Source organism: Kribbella sp. NBC_01510, assembly GCF_045040325.1.
Lineage (GTDB): Bacteria > Actinomycetota > Actinomycetes > Propionibacteriales > Kribbellaceae > Kribbella.
The window spans coordinates 5,976,041-5,998,523 of record NZ_CP109418.1 but is presented as its reverse complement, the minus strand read 5'-3'; the positions used below and the strand labels follow the sequence as shown (position 1 = coordinate 5,998,523).

The window sequence follows — 22,483 nt, the reverse complement described above, 5'->3', positions numbered from 1 at the left end:
TCCCCTCACCCTGGAACGGCTCATCCTTTCAACCGTGGTCCGGTCCTCCAGGGAGGCTCGCCCGGCGCCGTCGTTTTGCATAATCATGCAGAGGGGTGCATACTTTTCCTGTGTCCAAGGTGCTTACGTCATTGCCGGTTGGTGAGCGGGTCGGGATCGCGTTCTCGGGTGGTCTCGACACGTCGGTCGCGGTCGCGTGGATGCGCGACAGGGGGGCGGTGCCCTGCACGTACACCGCCGATCTCGGTCAGTACGACGAGCCCGACATCGCGTCCGTCCCGGGACGAGCCACGGCGTACGGCGCCGCGATCACCCGCCTGGTCGACTGCCGGGCGGCGCTGGTCGAGGAGGGGCTGGCCGCACTGGCTTGCGGTGCGTTCCACATCCGGTCCGGCGGGCGGACGTACTTCAACACCACCCCGATCGGGCGGGCCGTGACCGGCACGCTGCTGGTCCGGGCGATGCTCGACGACGACGTCCAGATCTGGGGCGACGGGTCGACCTTCAAGGGCAACGACATCGAGCGGTTCTACCGGTACGGCCTGCTGGCCAACCCGCACCTGCGGATCTACAAGCCGTGGCTCGACGCGGACTTCGTCTCCGAGCTCGGCGGCCGCAAGGAGATGTCCGAGTGGCTGGTCACCCACGGCCTGCCGTACCGGGACAGCACCGAGAAGGCCTACTCCACCGACGCCAACATCTGGGGCGCCACCCACGAGGCGAAGACGCTGGAGCATCTCGACACGGGCGTCGAGACCGTCGACCCGATCATGGGCGTCGCGCACTGGGATCCGGCCGTCGAGGTCCCGGCCGAGGACGTCACGATCGCGTTCGAGCAGGGCCGGCCGGTGACGATCAACGGCAAGGAGTTCGGCTCCGGGGTCGACCTGGTGCTGGAGGCGAACGCGATCGGCGGCCGGCACGGGCTGGGCATGTCGGACCAGATCGAGAACCGGGTCATCGAGGCCAAGAGCCGCGGGATCTACGAGGCGCCGGGGATGGCGCTGCTGCACGCGGCGTACGAGCGGCTCGTCAACGCGATCCACAACGAGGACACGCTGGCCAGCTACCACAACGAGGGCCGGAAGCTCGGCCGGCTGATGTACGAAGGCCGCTGGCTGGACCCGCAGTCGCTGATGCTGCGGGAGTCCCTGCAGCGCTGGGTCGGTACGGCGGTGACCGGTGAGGTCACGCTGCGGCTGCGGCGGGGCGAGGACTACTCGATCCTCGACACCACCGGTCCGGCGCTCAGCTACCACCCGGACAAGTTGTCGATGGAGCGGGTCGAGGACTCCGCGTTCGGCCCGGTCGACCGGATCGGCCAGCTGACCATGCGCAACCTGGACATCGCCGACTCCCGCGCCAAGCTCGAGCAGTACGCCGGCCTGGGCATGTTCGGCAGCCATAACCCGGCGCTCGCGTCCTCCACCGACCTGATCGGCGCGATGCCGACCGGCGGCGCCGATGCGATCGCGTCCCGCGGCGAGGCCACCGAGGAGGACGAGCTCCTCGACCGGGCCGCGATGGAGTCCGGCACGGACTGATCCGCCCTGAACCCAGCGACCGGCCTTCAGGGGAGGCCGGTCGCTGTCAGGCGTCGTAGTCCAGCGTCACCTTGGGCGTGGTCGGGTGCGACTGGCACGTCAGCACATAGCCGGCCCGGATCTCGTCGGGTTCGAGCGCCCAGTTCGTGTCCATCCGGACCGAGCCGTCGAGCACCTTCGCGCGACACGTGCCGCACACGCCGCCCTTGCAGGCGAACGGGGCGTCGGAGCGAACCGCCAGCGTCGCGTCGAGGACGGCCTTCGAGTGCTCGCCGAGCGAGAAGGTCGAACGGCGACCGTCGAGGATGACGGTCACCTCGGCGGCGTCCTCGTCCACGACCGTCTCCTCGACCGGAGCCGTCGGGGCCTCGTCGCCGACATGGAAGAGCTCGGCATGCACGTGCTCACGCGCCACGCCCTCCCCCAGCAGCAACTCCTGCGCACCGACGACCATCGCGTACGGCCCGCACAGGAACCACTCGTCCACACTGTCCAACGGCAGGATCGTCGCGAACATCCGCCGCAGCCGCTCCGCGTCGATCCGTCCACTGAACAGCTCGACCTCGGTCGACTCCCGCGACAACACGTGCACCAGGTGGAGCCGCTCGGCGTATCGGTCCTTCAGATCGGCCAGCTCGTCGGCGAACATCACCGACCCGGCGGTCCGATTGCCGTAGAGCAGCGTCACGCGTGCGCCTGGCTCGGTAGCGAGGATCGTCGCGACCAGCGACAGCACCGGCGTGATCCCGCTGCCCGCGGCAACGAACGCGTAGTGCTTCACGTTCGCCGGGTCGAGCGTCGTACCGAACCGGCCGAGCGGGGTCATGACCTCCAGCTCGTCGCCGACCTTCAGCTCATGCGCCGCGTACGCCGAGAACTCGCCGCCAGGGATCCGTTTCACACCGATCCGCAGGACGCCCGACCCGGCGGGCGAGCAGATCGAGTAGCTCCGCCGTACCTCGTCCCCGGCACGACGGATCGTCAGGTGCTGGCCCGCGGTGAACTCGTACTCCCCCACCAGGTCGGCCGGCACCGTGAACGTGATCGCCACCGAGTCGTCCGTGATGGCCTCGATCGCGGCCACCTTCAACGGGTGAAAGACCGCCCGGCGCCGGGCCACTGTCGTCGTCATCTAGATCGCCTTGAAGTGGTCGAAAGGCTCCCGGCACGCGTTACAGCGCCAGAGGGACTTGCAGGAGGTCGAGCCGAAGCGGCTGAGCTCTGTGGTGTCGGGCGACCCGCACAACGGGCACCGAATCGTCAACGACAGAAGGACGGGCCCACCAACGGCGCGACGACCAGTTGGTGGGGCGATGCCGTACTCGGTCAGCTTGGCCTTGCCGGCCTCACTCATCCACTCCGTCGTCCATGCCGGCGACAGGACGGTCTCGACCCGCCCGTCGACGTGCAGAGCTTGCAGTGTCAGCTCGACCTCGTGCCGGATCAGATCCATCGCCGGACAGCCGGAGTACGTCGGTGTGATCGTCACGACGACCTCATCGCCTTCGTGCCGCACCCCGCGCAACACACCGAGGTCCGCAATCGTCAGCACCGGCACCTCTGGGTCCAGCACCTCACCGACCGCTTCCCAGATCCTTGCGTCCGAAGAAGTGTGGCCTATCGCCCTCACATCTTCGGACGCAACGGGCTTGTCGGTCACCATGTCGCCCCCGGGTGCGAGCGAGCCACATGCTGCAACTCCGCGAGCAGATACCCCAGGTGCTCGGTGTGACGCCCCTGACGGCCACCACTGTGCTGGTACGACGCCTCTGGCCGGCTGCACGTGGATTCGTCGATCACTGCCATCACTCGACGCGTCCACTCGTCCTGCAGGGTCGACGGGTCCACTGCGACCGCGAGACGTCGTACCAGGTCGTCGGACTCGAACATCTCGGCGGTGTAGGGCCAGACCGCTTCCAGAGCGGCCTGCATGCGGCTATGGCTCTCGTCGGTGCCGTCGCCGAGGCGCAGCACCCACTGGGTCGCGTGGTCGACGTGGTAGGCGACCTCTTTGACTGCTTTGCCGGCAACGCCGGACAGCGTCTCGTCGGCGGACGTCTGGAGCTCGTCGTACAAGAGATGCTGATAGGTCGCGAAGTACAGCAACTGTGCCATCGTGTGGGCGAAGTCACCGGTCGGCAGCTCGCACAGCTGCAGGTTGAGGAAGTCGCGCTCGTCCCGGAAGTAGGCGAGATCGTCCTCCGACCGGCCGGCTCCTTCGAGTGACCCGGCGTACTGCAGCAGCGACCGCGCCTGGCCCAGCTGGTCCAGCCCGATGTTGCCGAGGGCAACGTCCTCCTCGAGCTGCGGGGCGGCCGCGATCCACTCGGCGGTGCGCTGCGCGGAGATCAGCGCGTCGTCGCCGAGGCGGAGCGTGTACACGAACAGGTCGTTCACAGGTGCTCGACGCCTTCCGGGACCTGGTAGAAGGTCGGGTGCCGGTAGACCTTGTCGCCGGCCGGGTCGAAGAACTCGTCCTTCTCGTCCGGGCTGGACGCGGTGATGTCCGCGGCCCGAACCACCCAGATCGACACGCCTTCCTGACGGCGGGTGTAGACGTCACGCGCGTTCCGCAGCGCCATGGTCGCGTCCGGCGCGTGCAGGCTGCCGACGTGCGTGTGCGACAGACCACGACGGGACCGCACGAACACCTCCCACAGAGGCTCGATCATGCTGCACTCTCCTTGCGAGCGGCCTGCTTCGCCGCATAAACGGCCGCGGCCTCACGGACCCACGCACCGTCTTCGTGCGCCTTGACCCGATGCGCGAGCCGCTGCTTGTTGCACGGGCCGTTGCCCTTCACCACGTCGTACAACTCGGTGTAGTCCGGCTCGGTGAAGCGGTAGTGCCCGGACTCCTCGTCGTACGACAGGCCGTCGTCGGGCACGCGCAGTCCGAGGACGTCGGCCTGCGGGACGGTCATGTCGACGAAGCGCTGACGGAGCTCGTCGTTGCTGTGCCGTTTGATCCCCCACGCCATCGACTGCTCCGAGTGCGTGGACGCGGAGTCGGGCGGACCGAACATCATCAGCGACGGCCACCACCAGCGGTCGAGGGCGTCCTGGGCCATCGCCTTCTGCGCCTGGGTGCCGTTGCACAGCGTGTACAGGATTTCGAACCCCTGCCGCTGGTGGAACGACTCCTCCTTGCAGACCCGGACCATCGCCCGCGCGTACGGCCCGTAGGAGCAGCGGCAGAGCGGGACCTGGTTGACGATTGCGGCGCCGTCGACCAGCCAGCCGATCGCGCCGATGTCGGCCCAGGTCAGGGTCGGGTAGTTGAAGATGCTGGAGTACTTCTGCTTCCCGCTGTGCAGCAGGTCGAGCAGGTCCGCGCGATCCACGCCGAGCGTCTCGGCCGCGGCGTACAGGTAGAGCCCGTGGCCGGCCTCGTCCTGCACCTTCGCCATCAGGATCGCCTTGCGGCGCAGCGACGGCGCGCGGCTGATCCAGTTGCCTTCCGGCTGCATGCCGATGATCTCGGAGTGCGCGTGCTGCGCGATCTGCCGGATCAGGGTCTTGCGGTACCCCGCCGGCATCGCGTCCCGCGGCTCGATCCGGCCGTCGGCGTCGATGGTCGCCTGGAAGCTGTCCATACCGGCAGCATAGCCGAGATGTGACACTTTTTCTCCAAACCAACAACAAGTGTCACAAAGTCGGACGGGGTGGTGGTAGGTCCACCCCGTGAAGTGGTGGCAGTGCGCTGGGTCCGCGCCAGGCGCACCGGGAGTATTCAGTTCAAGGCTTATACAGTTTTGGAAAGGACTCCCCGTGACCACGCAGACCCTCCCGGCCGTCGATCATCGCGGACCGGTCACCGGTACGGAACGTGCGCTCGCACCCGACCTGATCCGCGGTGCGATGCTGCTGCTGATCGGCCTGGCCAACAGCGCCAACTTCGCCTTCGCCGGCCAGCCCGGCGTCGAAGGCTCACCGCACGGCCTCGAGCGCGTGCTGAACTTCGTCAAGCTCACCTTCGTGGACGCCCGGGCCTACCCGGTGTTCGCGGTGATGTTCGGCTACGGCCTGGTCCAGCTGGCCCGGCGGCAGCGCTCCGCCGGCGCGACCCCCGGCGCGGTCCGGCGGATTCTGCTCAAGCGCAACGGCTGGCTGATCGCCTTCGGCCTGGTCCACGCGACCCTGCTGTACTTCGGGGACTTCCTCGGCGCCTACGGCATTGTCGGCATCATCTGCACGCTGTTCCTGCTCAACCGCGGCGACAAGTTCCACCGGATCATCCTCGGCATCTGGGCCTTGGAGACCGTCTACGTCCTGGTCATCGCCGCCCAGGCACTCACCGCCGTCAACAGCTCGGGGCCTGCACACCCGCTCACCAACGACCCGAATCCGTCGCTCGCTGCCCCGTCGTACGGCGCCAGCGTGATCGATCGGCTGCACGAGTACCCACTGCACACCGCGAGCGTGGTCGGCTTCATCATGGTCGTCTGGCTGGGCATCTGGGCCGCCCGCCGGCAGATCCTGGAGAACCCGGGTGCACACCGCAAGCTGCTGTCCTGGGTCGCCGCTGTCGGCCTGGGGATCACGATCCTGGGCGGTCTGCCGCTCGCCCTGGTCGGTGCCGGCTGGTTGCACGTCGACGAGACCGCGGTCGACTCGCTGAGCTATCTGTCCCACGTCAGCGGGATGTTCGGTGGACCCGGCTACATCGCCTTGTTCGGTCTGCTGGTCTCGCGCATCACCACGCCGTCGCTGCCGGTCTGCGCGGTCTCGGCCCTGGGTCAGCGATCGCTGTCCGGCTATCTGTTCCAGTCGGTCTCGTGGATGGTGCTGCTGGCACCCTTCACGTTGGACCTTCGCTTCGGGAGTACGGCGTACACCGCGGCCCTGATCGCCATCGGTGTGTGGGTGGCGTCGGTGGCCGGCGCGTACGCGATGAGCAAGCGTTCCTACCGCGGTCCCGCCGAAACCCTCCTCCGCCGCCTCGTCTACTGACCCCACCTTGAGCATCCACCAACCACCTTCCGCGGCGGATTTTGGTTGGTGGGTGCTCAAGGTCGTCTCCCAGCGGCGGGAGGCGGAGGCGGGTTTGGGAGGATGGCGGGTATGAGTGACTTCGGCGTGCCGGAACCCGCCAACCTGTCGGACCTCTCCGGTGAGAGCCCGGTGGCCGAGACGAGTGTGCGGCTGGCGCTTCCGGCCGAGGCGAACGAGATCGGCGAGATCCAGGTCGCCGCGTGGCGGACGGCGTACGCCGGTCTGCTGCCGATGGATGTCCTCGCCGATCTCAACCCGGCGCAGTTCGCGGCGCAGTGGCGGGCCGCGTTGCTCGCGCCGGGCGAGGCGCGCAACCGGGTGATGGTCGCGCTGGCCGGCCGCACCTTGGTCGGCTTCGCCGCGATCACGCCGTCCGACGACCCGGACGCCGACCCGCGCCGGGACGCGTTGATCGCCGAACTCGCGGTCAAGCCGGAGGCCACCCGCGCCGGACATGGTTCGCGGCTGCTGAACGCGGTCGTCGACACCATCCGCGCCGACGGGTTCAGCCGCGTGACGGTGTGGGTCAACTCCACCGACGACGTCCTCCGCGCCTTCTACACCGAGGCCGGCTGGGCCCCCGACGGCGCGCATCGTGAACTCGACCTGTACGGCGATGAGTCGGTGCGCATCAAGCAGATCCGCCTCCACACCGACCCGGGTTCAGCTGACTGACCGCAGCGCGAAGCGCCGGCGATAGTCGCTGGGCGTCAGGCCGGTGGTGCGTTTCAGCTGGATCCTGAGGTTGGCCGCCGTACCGAGGCCGCAGATCCTCGCGATCGTCTCCAGCCTGACCTCGCCGCGTTCGAGCAGCCGGCAGGCGAAGGCCACCCGCTCACCGGTCAGCCAGGCGAGTGGCGTCGTACCCAGCTCGGCCTGGAACCGGCGATGCAGGGTCGCTTGACTGACCGCGGCGTACGTCGCGATGTCCGCGACCGTCAGCGGACTGCCGAGCCGCTCCCGCGCCCACTCGAGCAGCGGCGCCAGTGAGGTGTCCGCGACCACCGGCACCGGCTGGTCGATGAACTGGCGCTGACCGCCGTCGCGATGCGCCGTGAACACCAACCGCCGGCTCACCGCGTTCGCGATCTCGGCGCCGTGGTCGCGGCGGATCAGATGCAGGCCGAGGTCGAGCGCCGCCGCACTGCCGGCCGCGGTCAGAACGTTGCCGTCGTCAACGAACAGGACGTCCGGCAGCAACTCCACCTGCGGATACGACCGCCGGAAGGTGTCAGCCCATCGCCAATGTGTCGTAGCCCGGCGTCCGTCCAGCACCCCGGCCGCGGCCAGCGTGAACGACCCTGTGCAGAAACTCACCAACCGCGCTCCCCGCCGCGCGGCCCGCCGTACGACGTCCAGTACGACGTCCGACGGTGGCACCTCGGGATCGGGACGATTCGGCACGATCACCGTGTCGGCGCGATCCGCCTGATCGAGGCCGGCGACCCCGGTCAGCGTGAAGAAGCCGGAATGCATGCGGATCTCGGGCTCCGGCGTACAGAGGCTGAGCTGGTACCAGTCCCGGTCCAGCTCGGGCCGGCGCAGGCCGAACAGCTCGGTGGCGACGCCGAGCTCGAACGGGTTCGAACCGTGGTCCACGATCACGGCGACGTGGTGCGAGGATTCTTTCGGCATCTGCCATTTCTAGCACTCACTCATCTCCGGCGCATCCGGGAAGACTGGGCCACATGAGCCACGAACCAGTTGATCTGCACGCTGTCCTGAAGACCTTCGACGACCTCTGGAGCCCGCGGATCGCCGCGCGGATCAACGACTACGACGTCCGCGTCACCAAGGTGGCGGGCTCGTACATCTGGCACGTGCACGACAGCACCGACGAGTTCTTCCTGGTCCTCGACGGCGACCTGAGCATCGCCGTCCGCGACCCGGACGAACGCGTCGTCACCCTCTCCCCCGGCCAGGTCTTCGTCGTCCCCCGCGGCATCTACCACCGCCCCTTCTCCGACGCCGGCGCCTCCATCGTCGTCATCGAACCCGCCGGCATCCCCACCACCGGCGACCACCACGACCCTCTCCCGGACCACATCTCCACCCACACCGGCCTCGAGATCTGACCACCACCGCCCATAGCATCCGGCGGATTGGCGACCGGCCGGGGGTGGTGCTCGACCGGCGTCGGCGGGCATGACAGATTGCGACGGTCCGATTACGCAAGGCATCCGCTGGAGTCTGCATGAAGTACCTCACCCTGGCCGTGGGTCTAGGGCTGCTCCGATCATCACCCGCCGTCGCGAGCAGGTGCTCGATGGAGTGCATCGGCGTGCTGGAGAGGAGGTTTCGATGCGGAGCATCGTGACCTTCTCGCCAGTGCGCCGAGGCGCCCATCGAGCGCCGCGCAGTAGGCGGGTGATGATCGGGGCAGCCCTCGGGCTGTCCGCTGCTGTTGTTCTCGTCGTGCCGGAGTCTGGTGCGACCGCCTCGATGCAAACCGCGACGGTGGTCGACCGGGCGCATCCGGTGGCCAACAAGTACTTGAAGCAGAGACCGGTGTGGACTCAGTGCGGCGACAAAGAGCTGCGCACGTACTGCGCCAAGATCACGGCACCGCGCGACTGGGCGAACCAGTACTCCGGCAACGACATCCAGATCGCGGTCAGCAAGGTCGCACCGGCCAAGGGCAAACCGAGCCGGGTCATCTTCGGGAACCCTGGCGGTCCGGGTGGCGCCGGCCTCGGGATGGCGCCGTACCTGGCGAGCCAGGCACCGCTCGCGAAGGACCACCTCGCGGTCGGGTTCGACCCGCGGGGCACCGGTGACAGCACCGACGTGACCTGCGAGGGCGCGCCCGGCTACTCGATGGACGCGCGCGACCGGGATCCGTGGAACCTCGACCTGATCGCCGAGGCGTCGGCGATGACGCAGCCGTACTGCGACCGCCAGTCGCGCGGTCTGCTCCCGTACGTGACCACCGCGCAGACCGTGCAGGACATGGACCTGATCCGGCGACTGCTCGGCTTCGACACGATCGACTACCTCGGCTACTCGGGCGGCACCTGGCTCGGGGCGTACTACCAGACCTACTTCCCCGAGCACGTCGGGCGCTTCGTGCTGGACTCGAACACCGACTTCACCCAGCCCTGGATCAACACCTTCGTCGCGCAGCCGCCGGCGTTCGAGCGCCGGTTCCGCGAGGACTTCGCGACCTGGGCGGCGAAGTACGACGGTGAGCTGCACCTGGGCACCTCACCCGGAGCCGTCATCCGGACCTACGAGCGGCTACGCGCGGCACTGAAGAAGCAACCGGCTGTCGAGGAGTTCCTGGACGGTTCGGTCAAGGTCGGCTACGACCAGAACACTCTGGACTCGATCATTTCCGGGGATTTGTATACAAAAATCGACTTCTATTCGCTGGCGCTCGACCTGGCATTTCTCCGCGACCTTTCCGCGGCCCAGACAAAGGGCGGAGCCCGGGCCGCGCAACGCCAGGTGGACGCATTGTCGCCCGCCCGGCAGCACGAACTGGTCCAGCGCGCCAACCGTGGCGTCGTCGGGCTCCCTCCGCTGGGCCGGATGATCGGGGACGACGGCGAGAGCGCGACCTTCACGGCGATCACCTGCAATGACACGCCCTGGCCGCAAGGCCGCGAATACGGCCAACAGTTGGCCGGCCGCCTCGGTCCGAAGAACCCACTCCTCGGCTGGACGATGACCGAGAACCCCTGCTTCTACTGGGATCGCCCCAACCTGACCATGCCGACGCCGACCGGCAAAGGCCTACCTACAACGCTGATGGTGCAATCGGTGCACGATCCGGCGACCAACTACTCGCTGGCCGTCGCCGCCCACAACAGGTACGCCGGATCGCGCCTGCTCACCGTCACCCGCGAGGGCGACCACGGCGTGTACGGCGGCGTGAACAAGTGCGCGGACAAGATCGTCAACGCCTTCCTCACCACCGGGAAGGCGCCGGCCAAGGACGTCAGCTGCACCGGCGAGGGCATCCCCGCCCCGTCGGCCCCGGCACCGGAGCTCGAGGAGAGCGGCGAGCAGGGGTACGCCGAGAGCGCGCCACTGCGCCGGATCGCGGGATTCACCAAAGCCGTCTCGGGATATCTCCACTGATCCGAGCGAACGCTTGAATCGCAGGAAAGGATTGTCCGGCGCGGACGGAAAACGCAGTCAATTTCTGCCCGATTTCCCTACGCTCGGACAGACCGTGATCACCGTCGGCGAAATCCGGACCACGCTTTCGTTGTCAGGACAAATTTGTCAGGGCGATGTCAGGGTAACGTCCCTGTGCGACAGAGCGTGATTTCGACAACCTTGAGTCAGCGCGGAGGAACCAGGCGTCGACCGGGAGGGCTCGACGGCAGGTCTCCATCGCCGACGTGGCTTCGGCCGGCTGTGGGGTGGGGGGACTGCCTGGGGGGTCAGACAGAGACACAGCCGGCCGGGCCACGCACACGGCGTCATTCGCCCGCGCTCCCAAAAACCCTCGCGGGGTGCCGTCGATCCCCCAGGTCGTGGTGCTCCGCGAGGCACAAGGTCGGGGGGCTCGATCACCAGACCCGACCTACGCCGATCAGCAGCCCTGGTGGACTGCTGATCGGTTTTGTTTGCCCGGCGTCAGAGCCGCCCGGTGTGATTCGGGTTGTGGCTCGAGGCCGGTGGCGGGTAGCCGTCGGCGACCGCGGCCAGTGGGGCCGCCCGACCGGCCGACCAGGCGGTCCGGAAGGCCCGCCGCTCCAGAGACTCCTCGATCGCCGCCCGAGTGGCCTGATAGTCCGGCTTCTCGATCTCCGGCACCGGTGCGCCGATGACCTCGCGGACACCATCCGCCGCACCCAGCAGGAACGCGGCGTAGTCGCCGCGGCCGCGTTGCTGGGCGACCGCCGCGAGCTCCTCGAGCACACTGGCCGACCGCCACCGATCACCCAGATCGCGATGCTCGGCCAGGCTCTCGTCCAGCAGGTGTACTGCGCGCTCCGTCAGGCCGCGGCGTCGTTCCACGATGCCCAGCTGGTTGAGCGACCAGGCGACACCCTCGCGGTACCCGAGCCGCTGAGACAACGCCAGGCTCTCCTGCAGCAGGTCCTCGGCCTCGACCAGCTCACCGCTGTACTGCGCGATGGCGCCGAGGCTGATCAGCGACCAGGCCAGCCCCTCGCCGTCACGGATGACCCGGAAGGTGTCCCGTGCGCGCCGGCACCGCCGCGCACCCACCTCGAGGTCGCCGCGCAACCAGGCCACAAATCCCAGGTGGTTGTGCGCCCAGGCCATCCCGGACCGGTCGCCGAGACTCTCGAAGAGGTCGAAACTCTCGCAGTGCAGGTCCTCCGCGGCCGAGTAGTCGCCCCGCTCCCGGGCTACTCCCCCGAGCCGCTGCAGGACGAGCGCCGTACCGGCTGCGTCGTCCTGCTCCTTGTACTGCACCAGGGCGGTCTCCAGCCGGACGGTCGCGGGCTCGTACTCGCACTGCAGGAACGCAAGCATGCCCGCGCCCAGATTCGCCTTCGCGCAGGCAGGAGCCAGCCCGCCCAGCTCTTTGGCCGGCACCGAGTCCGCGAGAGTCAGGGAACGTTCCAGCCACTGGCTGCCCTCGGCGTAGTGCCCGCGCAGGTAGCAGAACAGCCACAGGCCGCCGCACAACCGCAGCGCCTCGCTGACCGACCGCGTCCGCAGGGCCCACGCCATGGCGGAGCGGAGGTTGTCCAGCTCGTCGTCCAGCCGCTCGAGCCAGTCGGCCTGGTTCGGACCGCGCAGGTGGCCCTCGGCCTCCTCGGCGAGGCTGATGTAGTACTGCGCGTGCCGCCTGGCCGCCTCCTCCGTCCAGCCGGCCCCCGCCAACCGGTCGGCGGCGAACTCACGAATCACCGCGAGCATGTAGTACCGCGCCATCCCGCGCCGCCGCGTCACCCGGATCAGCGACTTGTCCACCAGCCGCCCGGTGAGGTCGAGCGCCTCGGCCCGCTCCAACGGCCCTGGTGAAGCCTTCCCCGACATGACGGTCGCGGCCGCGTTCAGCGTCCAGCCGCCGACGAACACCGACAGCTGCGCGAACACGTCCCGCTCCGCCGGTGTGAGCAGGTCATGGCTCCACTCGATCGCGCCGGACATGGACTGCTGCCGCGGCGACGCCGTCCGCGAGCCGCCGGCCAGGATGCCGAACGACGTCTCCAGCTCGCTCGCCAGCTCCTCGATGGTCATCACGTTGGTCCGCGCCGCGGCCAGCTCGATCGCGAGCGGCATGCCCTCGAGCCGCCGGACGACGCGCGCGACCTGGTCGATCTGCCCGGCCGGATCGTAGCCGCGGGCGATCGCGCGCTCCACGAACAACCGGACCGCGGCCGACGACTCCAGCTGATGCTCGTCGTGCGGCAGGGCCAGCGCAGGTACGACGTACACGCTCTCGCCGGGGACACGCAGGAGCTCGCGGCTGGACGCGAGGACCGACAGGTTCGGGCAGTACTCCAAGAGGGCGGCGCAGATCTGGCCGACGGTCGCGACGACGTGCGAGCAGTTGTCGAAGACCAGCAGCATGTGGCTGCGGCCGATCTGCTCGGCGATCTCCTCGACCAGCCGGGTGCTCTCCACCAGGTGCAGGCCGGTGGAGGCAGCGACGGCCGGTACGACGGCGGCCGGGTCGCTCAGCGCGGCCAGTGGCACCCAGCAGACGCCGTCCTGGAAGCTGTCGGTGAGTTCGTTGGCCAGCGCCATGGTCAGGCGGGTCTTGCCCACGCCACCGGGCCCGGTGAGGGTCAGCAGGCGGGTGATGCGCTGGCCGAGCAAGCGTCTGGTGGCGGTGAGCTCGGTGGTGCGGCCGATCAGCTGGTTCGGCGGGGCGGGTGGCTGGCGCATCGGCGGCCGACTGGTCTCGGTCTCCCGGCGCGCGGACGCGGTGAGCTGTGACCGGTCCGGATCCTCTAGCCGCAGAGCGTCCGCGAGCAGGCGCAGCGTGTGTGCTCGCGGCGCGCGCCGACGTCCCCGCTCCAAAGCCGCGATCGCGTCGACACTCAAGCCGGCCAGCTCCGCCAGTCCCTCCTGCGACAGCCCGGCCTCAAGCCGGTGCCGGCGCAGCAGGCCGCCGAATCCTGCCCCCTGCACGTCGTCCGAGCCGCGGCCAGACCCGTCTGATGGCACAGGACGGCTCCACCCAGTCTCCGACCTGCACGTGGCGGTTGCCACGCACGTCTTGAAAGTATCCCGTTTCACACCTGGTTGTCAGTTACCGCCCTGTCGTTCACAGCGAACTCCCAGGTAACTAACGGCCTTCAGCGCACCGCTTGGTCGTGGTGAGCGATCGCTGTGCGCATCGTCGCTCGGGCCCGTTTCCGGTCACCCGCGGCGTCGTACGCAGTGGACAGGCGGAACCACACCCGCCAGTCGTCGGGCGCCGCTTCCGCCTCTTCCTTGTACTTCAGGAACGCGGCGTCCGCGGCGGCCCGGTCGATCCGTCCGGACGGCCGGCGCGGCAGATCGTCGACCGGCAGGCCACCGTCCGTCTCGAGTTCGCCGGCGAGGGCTTCGGTCCGGCGGCCGAACTGCAGTTCGCGCCAGACCAGGTAGATCCCGAGCAACGGGATGACCAGGACCGCGATCCCGAGCCCGATCGCCACCGGGTCGCCGGTCCCGATCAGCAACACCCCACGCCAGCCGAGCAGTACGGCGTACGCGACGAACACCACCGCGATCACGATCGCCGCACGCTTCGCGCTCACCTCAGTGTCATTTCTTTCCCCGCCCCACCGCCCCGGTCAGGCGAGATCCATGAAGTGCTCGAGGCCGACCGTCAGCCCGGGCGTGCCGAGGATCCGCCGGACCCCGAGCAGGACGCCGGCCATGAACGAGACCCGGGCCATCGAGTCGTGCCGGATCGTCAGCGTCTCCCCCTCGTCACCGAACAGGACTTCCTGGTGCGCGACCAGACCGCGCAGCCGGACCCCGTGCACCCGGATCCCGTCCACATCCGCTCCCCGCGCGCCGTCCAGCGCAGTCGTGGTCGCGTCGGGGATCGGCCCGGCCCCGGCGTCCCGGCGGGCGGCGGCGATCAGTTCCGCCGTACGGCGTGCCGTGCCCGACGGAGCGTCCACCTTGTCCGGGTGGTGCAACTCGACGATCTCGACGGACTCGTAGTACCGGGCGGCCTTGGCGGCGAACTGCATCATCAGGACCGCGCCGATCGAGAAGTTCGGCGCGATCAGTACGCCGGTGCCCGGACTGGCATCGAGCTGCGAGCGCAGCGTGGCCAGCCGATCGTCGTCGAACCCGGTGGTCCCGACGACCGCGTGGATGCCGTGCTCGATGCACCAGGCCAGGTTGTCCATCACAACCTCGGGCCGGGTGAAGTCGACCACCACCTGCGCACCGGCCTTGGTCAGCTCCTCGAGCTCATCCCCCTGGTCGAGCCGTGCGACCAGCTCGCAGTCGTCGGCCTCCTCGACCGCGAGGCACGTCTGAGCGCCCATCCTGCCCTTGGCTCCCAGCACACCGACCTTGATCATGCGCACCCTTCCGGTTGGAATCGAGGGCACCAGGATCTCATCCGCTCCCCTCTGGTCCGGTCCGGGTGGTCAGGGTTTCTGCGCGGCTCGCTCGGCGCGCGGGACGTAGACCTGCAGCTTGATCGTGTCCTTCGCGGGCGCGAGCAACGTGTAGTCCGCCTGGAAGTCCAGCCCGCAGGCGCGCAGGGCGGTGACCTCGACGTCGGAGATGGGACGGTTGAGGATGATGATCGGCGGGCGGCTCGCTCCCCAGGGCGGGCCGTTCCGGCAGACCTCCTCGATCCCGGCCGCGGTCCTGGACCGTTCCTTCGGCGCGACCCAGGCCTCGCCGAGCGGCTTCCCCTGCAGCATCAGGACGATCCCGGCCATCTTGTCGAACGCCAGGATCGGCCGCCCGGCCGGCTGGAGATACGCCCGGAGCTCGGTCGCCAGCTTGGAGTAGTTGCGCTCGGCCAGCGGCTCGACGTAGAGACCCTTCAACGCCGGCAGGGAGGCCGCCGCGGTCAGCTGTGTGTGCCCGACCGACCGATAGGGGTACTGGAACAGCCCGGTGTAGGCGATGGACGCGACCGCCACCAGCGACGCAACGGCCACGATCCCGACAGTCGCCCGCGCGACGATCGGCGTCGCCCAGATCCCGGTCACGACCGCGATCATCACCGCGGCCCAGGCGGCGAACGCGTTGAAGCCGATCGTGTAGAGCGGGTTGTTCGTGCCGAACGCCTGCACCATCGGCAGCACGACCAGCAGCCCGAGGACGACCCATCCCCGCGCGTTCTCGCGGCTCAGCACGGACCGGTCCGTCAGCCGGAGCCGGCCGGCGACCACAGCGGCGACGGCCGTCACCAGCGCGACGAGTACGGCGGCCAGGAGCGTCACCGTGTACCGCGACGTGTGCCCGGACCCACCCACCGCGGCACCATCGGCGACCACCCGCCGTACCGACAGAGCGAACGCGACGAGCACGAGCACCCCGGCGGCGATGCGCAGCCAACGCCATCGGGCGATCACCGCGACGGCGGCTGCGACCAGCAGGATCCCGTGGTCGCGGAGGGTCCGTCCGAGCAGGTTGAGACCGGTCGACCAGTAGACGTGCAACAGGGCGGCCGGCGAGTACGACGTGTCCGCGATGAACCTGTTCACGGTCATGATCCCCGGCACCGCGACGTTCAGCCGGACCACGAACAACTGCACCACGAGCGCCGCCACCGCGAGCCCGGCCAGCGCGAGACCGATACCGCGGGCAACGGCCCGCAAGCCCTGGCCGGCCAGAACGACCAGGGCGGCGACCACGATGAGCCCGATCACCACCACCGAGGTCCACTTCGCCAGCACCATCGCACCGATGACAAGACCGGCCACGACCAGCACCCAGAACGGCACCGGGCGCCCTCGATCGACCGCCGTCGCCATCCACAACACGCACGAGACCAGCGTCAGCGCACCGAGCAGGACCACATCGTTGTAGCCGGGCGACTGCGGCAGCCAGCTGTAACACATGCCACCGGCGGCCAGAATGACCGCCATCCCGGCCAGCTCCCACAGCTTCGTCGGCGCCGCGCCCGGCCGCCGGCCTCGCAACCAGCGCATGAAGCTGTACCCGAAGATCAGATGCACGACGACCACGGTCAGCAGCCGGAACAGCCGCAACCGGACGATGTCGTACCCGAGCCACTCGAAGACCGGGCCGTACAGGTACTGCACTCCGGTCAGCGCCAGCGGATTGCTGTTCCACCATCGGTAGGACAACAGGTAGTAGCCCTCGTCGGTGATGTCGAAGCCTTCGTTGGCGGCCCGGCCCGCGGTCAGGATCCACCACCCCGCGAGCCCACCGGCAACCACGATGACCCCGGCCAGCAGCGCGAACTGCCTGCTCCTCGGGGTCATCGGTAGTGCACTCACGGCCGCCACCCTAGGCCATTACTCCACAGATACCCCTTGGGCCGGGGTGTAGGCGGCCTGGGCGTCTTCGGCGAAATGGCAGGAGACGGTCTGCCCGGAGGGGATCTCGCGGAGCTGCGGTTCCTCGCTGCTGCAGCGGGCTTCCGCGCGCAGACAGCGGGTGTGGAACCGGCAGCCGGACGGCGGCATCACCGGCGACGGTGGGTCACCGGCCAGCACGATCCGCTTCCTGCCCTGCCGGGCCAGTCCGGGCTCGGCGGACAGTAGCGCCTGCGTGTACGGATGCGCGGGGACGTCGTACACCTGCTGGTGCTCGCCCAGCTCGGCGACCTTGCCCAGGTACATCACCGCGACCCGGTCCGAGACGTGCCGGACCACGGAGAGGTCGTGCGCGACGAAGATGATGCTGAGACCAAGCTCACGCTGCAGGCGCATCAACAGGTTCACCACCTGCGCCTGCACGGACAGGTCCAGTGCGGACACCGGCTCGTCGCAGAGCAGTACGTCCGGGTTCAGTGCGATCGCCCGGGCGATCCCGATCCGCTGCCGCTGGCCGCCCGAGAACTGGTGCGGGAACTTGGTCTCGTCCTCGGCCCGCAACCCGACAAGTTCGAGCAGTTCACGCACCCGGGACCGGACGTCGACACGCTTCGCCACGTCCGGGTGGACCTCCAGCGGCTCGGCCACGATCTCGCCGACGCGCATCCGCGGGTTCAGGCTCGAGTACGGGTCCTGGAACACCACCTGCACGTTGCGCCGCCAGCGCCGCAAATCGCGCGCCCTCAGCTTGCTGACGTCGACCCCGCCGTAGAAGAGCTGACCCGACGTCGGCTTCTCCAGCGCGGCAAGCAGCCGGACCAGCGTGGACTTCCCGCAGCCCGACTCGCCGACGATGCCGAGCGACTCGCCCCTGCGGAGTGTCAGGTCGACGCCGTCGACCGCACGAACCAGTGTCTTGGTCCCGAAGCTCAACGCCGGACTGATGTCGTAGTGCTTCACCAGATCGGTTGCCACCAGCAACTCGTCGGCCATCACACCGCCTCTCGTTCCGCGATCGACGTACGGCGGATGCACGCGGCATCCCGGCCAGGGGCGACGGTGAGCAGCGGGGGCACCTCACGCGCGCAATCGTCGATCGCGTGCGGGCACCGGGGCCGGAACGCGCAGCCGGACGGGATCGCCCGCAACGACGGCGGCGTACCGGGGATGGTCGGCAGCTCCTGGCCTTTCAGGTCCGCCGACGGCATCGAGCCCAGAAGCCCTTCCGTATAAGGATGAACGGGATACTCCAGGGCCTCCGCGGTGGACGCTCGCTCGACCACATGCCCGGCGTACATCACCACCACGTTGTCCGCGACGTCCGACACCACGCCGAGGTCGTGGGTGATCAGGACGACGCCCATCTCGCGTTCGGCCTGCAGTTCCGCGATGAGCTCCAGGATCTGTGCCTGGACGGTGACGTCGAGCGCCGTGGTCGGCTCGTCCGCGATCAGTACGTCGGGATCGAGCGCGAGCGCCATCGCGAGCATCACCCGCTGCCGCATGCCGCCGGAGAACTCGTGCGGGTAGTCGCCCACCCGCTTCGCCGCGGCCGGGATCCGGACCTGGTCGAGCATGTCCGCGGCCTGCCTGAGCGCGGCCTTCTTCGACATGCCGCGGTGCACGCGGTAGCACTCGGCGATCTGGGTGCCGACAGACTGCACCGGGTTCAGCGCCGACAGCGAGTCCTGGAACACCATGGTGATCCGGTCGCCGACGATCTTGCGCCGTTCCTTCACGGTCATCCCGATCAGGTCCACGCCGCGGTACTCCGCCGTACCGGAGACGATCCGGCCCGGCGGCATCTCGAGGATCCCGGTCAGCGCCTGGGTCGACACGCTCTTCCCCGACCCGGACTCGCCCAGGATCGCCAGCGTCTCGCCGGCCCGGACCTGCCAGGACACCCCGTCGACCGCACGCACCGGCCCGCGCGGGGTGTCGAACTCGACGCTGAGGTCCTCGACCTTCAGCAATACTTCACCATGTCTGGTCATCGGGCCTCCCGGTCTGGACTGAGGAGTGCAGGGAGCGAAGCGACCGGAGCGACGAGGGAAGACCGGGAGACAAAGCCCGATGACCCACCGAGCCGGAGGCGAGGAATGTGCACAGTCACCTCAGCAACTTGGGATCGAGGGCGTCGCGGATCGAGTCGCCGATGATCATGAACGAGATCGTCATCGTCGAGATGAACAACGCCGGCCAGATGAACAGGTGCGGGGTGTCCCGGTACGACGCCGCGACGCCGAATTGCGAACCCCACGAGATCGATGGCGGTTGCAGCCCGACCCCGAGGAACGTCAGCGCGGCCTCGAGGCCGACCATGCCGCCGATGCCGAGCGTAGTCATCGCCAGCAGCGGCGCCATCGCGTTCGGGAACACGTGTTTGCGGAGGATCCGCACCGGGGGTACGCCGATCGACCGAGCCGCCAGCACGTACTCGCGGTTGCGGACCGAGAACACCGTGGCCCGCATCAGCCGCATCCCGCCCGGCCAGCCGATCAGCAGGATCACGCCGACGATGATCCAGATGCTGCGGTTCGGCACCGAGTTCAGGATCACGATCAGCACCACGATGCCCGGCACCGCGAACAGTACGTCGGCGGTCCGCGAGATCAGCGCGTCGACGAAGCCCGGGAAGTACCCGGCCAGCAACCCGAACGAGCCGGCCAGGATGAAGACCCCGAAACTCGCGCAGATGCTGACCAGGACCGACGGACGGGCGCCGTAGATCACGTTGGCGAAGTAGTCGCAGCCCTGGATGTCGAAACCGAACAGGTGTCCCGGGCTTCGGCCCTGCCGGCTCTTGGTCAGCTCGCAGAACCGCGGATCGATGGGCGTGAAGAGCTTCGGCACCGCGGCCATCAGGAAGAACAACAGCAGGAGCAGGCTGCAGACGACGAACTGCGGCTTGCGCAGCAGCGCGCGCAGCAGTTCCCGGTTCGACAGCGTGCGGCCGTCGCCGAGCTCCTGTGCCTCGGCGCCGACGACCGCCTGGATCTCAGACATTGCGCACCCTCGGGTCCAGGACGCCGTACAGCACGTCGACCAGCAGGTTGATCACGATGAACGAGATGAAGGCGAGGGTCGACAGCAGCACCACGACGCCACCCTCCTTCAGCTTGATCGCCTGGAACATGAACTGACCGAGCCCGGGCAGGTTGAAGATGCTCTCGGTGATGATCGCGCCGCCGAACATGCCGGCCAGGTCGATCCCGATGAAGGTCACCACCGGGAGCAGCGCGTTCGGCAGGATGTGTGACCACAGCACCCGCTGCTCCCCCATCCCCTTCGCCCGCGCGGTCTTCACGAAGTCGGCGTTCACCGTCTCCACGATCGACGTCCGCATCAGCCGGGCGAGACCGGCGAACCCGAGCACGCCGATCACCAGCGCGGGCAACAGGTACGAGCGCGGGAACCCTTCCAGCACACCCGACACCGGGAACCACTTCAGCTCGACGCCGAACAGGTACTGCGCGGCGAAGTACGCCACCAGTCCGGGCACCGCGAGCAGCACCAACGTTGCCAGCAGCAATGACTTGTCGATCAGCCCGTTGCGCTTGAAGCCGGCGTAGACGCCGAAGAACAGCCCCAGTGTCCACTGGAACGCGTTCGCCAGCAGGGTCAGCTTCAGCGTGACCGGGATCCGCAGCCGGAGCTGATCGGCGATGTCCGCGCCCGCGAACGTCGTACCGAAGTGGCCGGTGAGGATGTCCTTCATGCTCAGCAGGTACTGGATGATGAAGGGATCGTCGAGGTGGAACTGGGCCCGCTTGGCCGCCAGCACGGCCGCCGGGATGGGCTTGTCGCCGGCCAGTTCCCGCAGGGGGTCTCCGGGCATCGCGAAGACGAGCGCGAAGACCCCCAGCGTGACGATCAGCCCGATCGGGACGGCCGCCAGCGCGCGGCGCAGGACGAACCGGATCACTTGAACGTCGCGTAGAGCGCCGACACCCCGACGTACTTCGACACCCGGGGCTCGATCTTGTCCGAGTGCAGATAGGCGTTCGACTTGGTGTACAGCGGGATCAGCGGCATGTCCTCGAGCGCGATGTCCTCGGCCTGCTGGTAGAGCTTGATCGCCTTGTCCTGGTCCGGCTCGGCGTCGCCCTTGGCCAGCACGGCGTCCAGCGCCGGGTTGTTGTAGCCGGCGAAGTTCGCGTCACCGTTGGACTTGAACATCGGGGTCAGGTAGTCCTCGATCGACGGGTAGTCGTGTCCCCAGCCGCCGAACCGCAGGCCGTCCAGCTTGCGGGAGTCGGCCAGCTCGGTGATCTCCGAACCCTGCTTGCCGGTGTACTTCACCTGCAGGCCGAGGTTCTGCCGGAGCATGTTGCCGATCGCCTCGGCGAAGATCTGACCGGTCGCGGACGTGGTGCTGTAGCTGATGTTGACCGTGCCGGAGAAGCCGCCCGCCTCCTGCAGCAGCTGCTTGGCCTTGGTGGCGTCGAAGTCGCAGTACTTGCAGGCGTTGTCGCGGTAGCCGGCGATGTCCGGCGCGATCAGGCCCTTGGCCGGGTCGGACAGGCCGACCAGGTCGGCGAACGCCTTGCGGTCGATCGCCTCCGAGAACGCGTGCCGCAGCTTCGGGTTCTTGTAGCGCGCGTCCCAGGCCGGGAAGACCAGGTAGTTCGCGCCGGAGCTGACGCTGGTCACCCACTTGTCCGGCGCGTCGGTCTTGAAGCTCTGCACCTTGGTCGACGGCACGTCGGTGAAGTCCACGTTGCCGGCCAGGAACTCGTTGTACGCCGTGTCCGCGTTCGGGATGAACCGGTAGGTGATCGAGTCCGCCTCGGGCGCGTTCGGGCCCTTGTAGCCGTCCCACTTGGCCAGCTTGATGTCGTCACCGGCGTTCCAGTCGGCGGCCAGCTTGTACGGGCCGTTGCCGATCGGCTTGCGCTTGTAGGCGTCCGGGTTCTTCCGCACCTCCTCCGGCAGCGGGGCCAGGCCGAGGTACTGCAGGGTCAGGCCGAACTGCGAGAACGGCACCTTGAGCTTGACCGTGAAGGTCAGGTCGTCGACCTGCTTGAGGCCGCTCAGCGTCTTCACCGCGGTCGGCTTCGGAGTGGCGCCGTCCGGGGTCGGCGGGTTCAGCGCCTCGTACCCCTCGACCTTGGAGAAGAAGCCGTTGTTCTTCCAGGCGTTCGAGCCCTCGGCGGTCATGTTCCAGCTGTCCACGTAGTCCTTCGCGGTCAGCGGCTGGCCGTTCTGGAAGGTGTTGCCGGGCTTCAGCTTGATCGTCCAGGTCTGGCTGGTCTTGTCCGGTGTGACCGAGTCGGCCATCACGTTCTCGAGCTTGCCCGAGTTCGGATCGGTGGTCACCAGCGGGGCGAACATCGCCATCGCAACCTGGATGCCCGGACTGCCGTTCTCGTTCAGCGGGTTGATGTACTCCAGCGGGTCGGCAGCGATCGCGATGATCTCACTCTTCGCACCACTGGCGGAGCCACCACTGGACTTCCCATCTCCACAAGAGGCGAGCACCAGTGCGAGACCGAGTGCCACCCCCACAACCCCAGTCAGACGTCGCACAGTCAAACCAACT

The 22,483-nt window shown here is 68.4% G+C and carries 20 protein-coding genes; 5 read left to right on the top strand and 15 right to left on the bottom strand.

The window, feature by feature from the left end; genetic code table 11:
* Positions 1–110 precede the first annotated feature (110 nt).
* Positions 111–1,544 (top strand): argininosuccinate synthase, encoded by a 1,434-nt coding sequence (gene argG / locus OG558_RS29815; protein WP_405065957.1) that lies wholly within the window; start codon positions 111–113, stop codon positions 1,542–1,544.
* Positions 1,545–1,590: 46 nt separating this feature from the next.
* Here the strand turns inward: argG and paaE are convergent, their stop codons facing one another.
* The 5 genes from paaE to paaA are packed head-to-tail and all read right to left on the bottom strand — an operon-like array spanning position 1,591 to position 5,139.
* Positions 1,591–2,676, bottom strand: a complete 1,086-nt coding sequence (gene paaE, locus OG558_RS29810) for a 1,2-phenylacetyl-CoA epoxidase subunit PaaE (RefSeq protein WP_329475927.1) — start codon at positions 2,674–2,676, stop codon at positions 1,591–1,593.
* Positions 2,677–3,207, bottom strand: coding sequence for a 1,2-phenylacetyl-CoA epoxidase subunit PaaD (paaD, locus tag OG558_RS29805; RefSeq protein WP_405065956.1), 531 nt, complete (start codon positions 3,205–3,207; stop codon positions 2,677–2,679).
* Complete coding sequence (gene paaC / locus OG558_RS29800; protein WP_405065955.1) at positions 3,201–3,941, bottom strand: 1,2-phenylacetyl-CoA epoxidase subunit PaaC; 741 nt, start codon at positions 3,939–3,941, stop codon at positions 3,201–3,203. The genes paaD and paaC overlap by 7 nt, the downstream gene beginning before the upstream one ends.
* On the bottom strand, positions 3,938–4,216 hold the full coding sequence (gene paaB, locus OG558_RS29795) for a 1,2-phenylacetyl-CoA epoxidase subunit PaaB (RefSeq protein ID WP_131351625.1): 279 nt from the start codon (positions 4,214–4,216) through the stop codon (positions 3,938–3,940). The genes paaC and paaB overlap by 4 nt, the downstream gene beginning before the upstream one ends.
* Entirely contained in the window at positions 4,213–5,139 is a 927-nt protein-coding gene (gene paaA / locus OG558_RS29790; RefSeq protein WP_405065954.1) for a 1,2-phenylacetyl-CoA epoxidase subunit PaaA, read from the bottom strand. Before paaA ends, paaB begins: the two co-directional genes overlap by 4 nt.
* Positions 5,140–5,314: 175 nt before the next feature.
* Here paaA and OG558_RS29785 point away from each other — a divergent pair, with 175 nt between their 5' ends.
* Complete coding sequence (locus OG558_RS29785; protein ID WP_405065953.1) at positions 5,315–6,496, top strand: DUF418 domain-containing protein; 1,182 nt, start codon at positions 5,315–5,317, stop codon at positions 6,494–6,496.
* Positions 6,497–6,607: 111 nt separating this feature from the next.
* Positions 6,608–7,213, top strand: coding sequence for a GNAT family N-acetyltransferase (locus OG558_RS29780; RefSeq protein WP_405065952.1), 606 nt, complete (start codon positions 6,608–6,610; stop codon positions 7,211–7,213).
* On the opposite strand, the gene OG558_RS29775 is transcribed toward OG558_RS29780, so the two are convergent.
* Positions 7,202–8,173 (bottom strand): GlxA family transcriptional regulator, encoded by a 972-nt coding sequence (locus OG558_RS29775; RefSeq protein WP_405065951.1) that lies wholly within the window; start codon positions 8,171–8,173, stop codon positions 7,202–7,204. The genes OG558_RS29780 and OG558_RS29775 overlap by 12 nt on opposite strands.
* 53 nt (positions 8,174–8,226) lie before the next feature.
* Here OG558_RS29775 and OG558_RS29770 point away from each other — a divergent pair, with 53 nt between their 5' ends.
* Positions 8,227–8,613: a cupin domain-containing protein gene (locus OG558_RS29770; protein WP_405065950.1), complete on the top strand. Its 387-nt coding sequence runs from the start codon at positions 8,227–8,229 to the stop codon at positions 8,611–8,613.
* A 226-nt stretch (positions 8,614–8,839) separates the two neighbouring features.
* Positions 8,840–10,621: an alpha/beta hydrolase gene (locus OG558_RS29765; RefSeq protein ID WP_405065949.1), complete on the top strand. Its 1,782-nt coding sequence runs from the start codon at positions 8,840–8,842 to the stop codon at positions 10,619–10,621.
* A 504-nt stretch (positions 10,622–11,125) separates the two neighbouring features.
* Here the strand turns inward: OG558_RS29765 and OG558_RS29760 are convergent.
* The 9 genes from OG558_RS29760 to OG558_RS29720 form a co-directional block, all read right to left on the bottom strand.
* Complete coding sequence (locus OG558_RS29760; RefSeq protein ID WP_405065948.1) at positions 11,126–13,639, bottom strand: ATP-binding protein; 2,514 nt, start codon at positions 13,637–13,639, stop codon at positions 11,126–11,128.
* Positions 13,640–13,770: 131 nt separating this feature from the next.
* Positions 13,771–14,217 carry a hypothetical protein gene (locus OG558_RS29755; RefSeq protein ID WP_405065947.1) on the bottom strand — a complete coding sequence of 149 codons (447 nt, stop codon included), beginning with the start codon at positions 14,215–14,217 and terminating at the stop codon, positions 13,771–13,773.
* A gap of 36 nt (positions 14,218–14,253) precedes the next feature.
* Positions 14,254–15,000, bottom strand: coding sequence for a 4-hydroxy-tetrahydrodipicolinate reductase (gene dapB, locus OG558_RS29750; protein WP_405065946.1), 747 nt, complete (start codon positions 14,998–15,000; stop codon positions 14,254–14,256).
* Between the two features lie 69 nt (positions 15,001–15,069).
* Positions 15,070–16,902, bottom strand: coding sequence for a hypothetical protein (locus OG558_RS29745; protein WP_405065945.1), 1,833 nt, complete (start codon positions 16,900–16,902; stop codon positions 15,070–15,072).
* An 18-nt stretch (positions 16,903–16,920) separates the two neighbouring features.
* Positions 16,921–17,934 carry a dipeptide ABC transporter ATP-binding protein gene (locus OG558_RS29740; RefSeq protein WP_329475915.1) on the bottom strand — a complete coding sequence of 338 codons (1,014 nt, stop codon included), beginning with the start codon at positions 17,932–17,934 and terminating at the stop codon, positions 16,921–16,923.
* Positions 17,934–18,935, bottom strand: a complete 1,002-nt coding sequence (locus tag OG558_RS29735) for an ABC transporter ATP-binding protein (protein ID WP_405065944.1) — start codon at positions 18,933–18,935, stop codon at positions 17,934–17,936. Before OG558_RS29735 ends, OG558_RS29740 begins: the two co-directional genes overlap by 1 nt.
* 115 nt (positions 18,936–19,050) lie before the next feature.
* Positions 19,051–19,947 (bottom strand): ABC transporter permease, encoded by an 897-nt coding sequence (locus OG558_RS29730; RefSeq protein ID WP_405065943.1) that lies wholly within the window; start codon positions 19,945–19,947, stop codon positions 19,051–19,053.
* On the bottom strand, positions 19,940–20,866 hold the full coding sequence (locus tag OG558_RS29725; protein WP_405065942.1) for an ABC transporter permease: 927 nt from the start codon (positions 20,864–20,866) through the stop codon (positions 19,940–19,942). Before OG558_RS29725 ends, OG558_RS29730 begins: the two co-directional genes overlap by 8 nt.
* Positions 20,863–22,443: an ABC transporter substrate-binding protein gene (locus OG558_RS29720; protein ID WP_405065941.1), complete on the bottom strand. Its 1,581-nt coding sequence runs from the start codon at positions 22,441–22,443 to the stop codon at positions 20,863–20,865. Before OG558_RS29720 ends, OG558_RS29725 begins: the two co-directional genes overlap by 4 nt.
* Positions 22,444–22,483: the final 40 nt, after the last annotated feature.

What these genes read in the sequence shown, in the direction of transcription:
- paaB (WP_131351625.1), bottom strand. Translation starts at nt 4,216, where the DNA reads ATGATCGAGCCTCTGTGGGAGGTGTTCGTGCGGTCCCGTCGTGGTCTG.
- OG558_RS29775 (WP_405065951.1), bottom strand. Translation starts at nt 8,173, where the DNA reads ATGCCGAAAGAATCCTCGCACCACGTCGCCGTGATCGTGGACCACGGT.
- paaE (WP_329475927.1), bottom strand. Translation starts at nt 2,676, where the DNA reads ATGACGACGACAGTGGCCCGGCGCCGGGCGGTCTTTCACCCGTTGAAG.
- paaD (WP_405065956.1), bottom strand. Translation starts at nt 3,207, where the DNA reads ATGGTGACCGACAAGCCCGTTGCGTCCGAAGATGTGAGGGCGATAGGC.
- OG558_RS29780 (WP_405065952.1), top strand. Translation starts at nt 6,608, where the DNA reads ATGAGTGACTTCGGCGTGCCGGAACCCGCCAACCTGTCGGACCTCTCC.
- dapB (WP_405065946.1), bottom strand. Translation starts at nt 15,000, where the DNA reads ATGATCAAGGTCGGTGTGCTGGGAGCCAAGGGCAGGATGGGCGCTCAG.
- OG558_RS29765 (WP_405065949.1), top strand. Translation starts at nt 8,840, where the DNA reads ATGCGGAGCATCGTGACCTTCTCGCCAGTGCGCCGAGGCGCCCATCGA.
- OG558_RS29735 (WP_405065944.1), bottom strand. Translation starts at nt 18,935, where the DNA reads ATGACCAGACATGGTGAAGTATTGCTGAAGGTCGAGGACCTCAGCGTC.
- OG558_RS29770 (WP_405065950.1), top strand. Translation starts at nt 8,227, where the DNA reads ATGAGCCACGAACCAGTTGATCTGCACGCTGTCCTGAAGACCTTCGAC.
- paaA (WP_405065954.1), bottom strand. Translation starts at nt 5,139, where the DNA reads ATGGACAGCTTCCAGGCGACCATCGACGCCGACGGCCGGATCGAGCCG.
- OG558_RS29740 (WP_329475915.1), bottom strand. Translation starts at nt 17,934, where the DNA reads ATGGCCGACGAGTTGCTGGTGGCAACCGATCTGGTGAAGCACTACGAC.
- OG558_RS29730 (WP_405065943.1), bottom strand. Translation starts at nt 19,947, where the DNA reads ATGTCTGAGATCCAGGCGGTCGTCGGCGCCGAGGCACAGGAGCTCGGC.